This window comes from Mesorhizobium sp. M7A.F.Ca.MR.362.00.0.0, from assembly GCF_004023175.1.
Taxonomy (GTDB): Bacteria; Pseudomonadota; Alphaproteobacteria; order Rhizobiales; family Rhizobiaceae; genus Mesorhizobium.
On record NZ_RZTF01000094.1, the window covers coordinates 17440 to 18413 of the forward strand.

The following is a 974-nucleotide window of genomic DNA, read 5'->3' on the forward strand; positions in this document are numbered from 1 at the left end:
AAGACGATCATCGGCATCGACCCGCTCTTCGGGCTCGACCCGAAGCTCGGCGAGGACGCGCGCGCAACCGGGCCTTTGTCAGCCGGCTGGTACTTCCTGTTCATCCTGCCGATGTTCTTTTTCACCCCCGACGCCATCAAGGGCCTGCCGATCGGTCCGGCTGTCCGAGAGGGGTTGGCGGAGCTGAAAGTGACACTGGGCGAGGTGCGCAAGCGCAGCGGCATCTTCCGCTTCCTGGTCGCCCGCATGATCTATCAGGACGGCGTCAACGCGCTGCTGGCGTTGGGTGGCACCTTCGCCGCTGCGATGTTCCACTGGTCGATCACCGAGATCGGTATTTTCGGCATCATTCTCAACGTCGTCGCCATCTTCGGCTGCCTGGTTGCAGCCCGTCTCGATACGGCGCTTGGCTCAAAAACCATCGTCATGATCTCGCTGGTCCTGCTCAGCATCGCCACGATCGGCATCGTCTCGACCGGGCCGGGCTATACGTTGTTCGGCCTCTGGACGATGCCTGGACCGGACAGCGGCGGCCTGTTCGGCACGGCGGCGGAAAAAGCCTACATCTTCTTCGGCCTGTTGATCGGCGTGGCCTTCGGGCCGGTGCAGGCGTCGTCGCGATCCTATATGGCGCGCAGCGTCACGGCGGCAGAATCCGGCCGCTATTTCGGCATTTATGCGCTGGCCGGGCGGGCGACCAGTTTCCTGGCGCCGTTCATGGTCGCGTCGGTCACCCTGGCCAGCGGCTCGGCGCGGCTCGGCATGGCGGTGATCGTGCTGTTCCTGGGCATCGGCATGGCGATCCTGGTCAAGACGCCCTATCCGGCGGACCGGCCGGTGGGATAGGAGCGCCTCTTTCCTTCTCTCCCTGTGGGAGAAGGTGGCCTCGCGAAGCGAGGTCGGATGAGGGGTGTTCCAGGGAACACCAACGTCTCACTTCGCTGGAACACCCCTCAACCGTCTCGGCGCTACGC

1 protein-coding gene is annotated in these 974 nt (G+C 64.4%); it reads left to right on the forward strand.

Going from position 1 to position 974, the window contains the following annotated elements; genetic code table 11:
- On the forward strand, positions 1–846 hold an 846-nt coding region (locus EOC06_RS42525), incomplete at its 5' end, for an MFS transporter (protein WP_245469597.1).
- Positions 847–974: the final 128 nt, after the last annotated feature.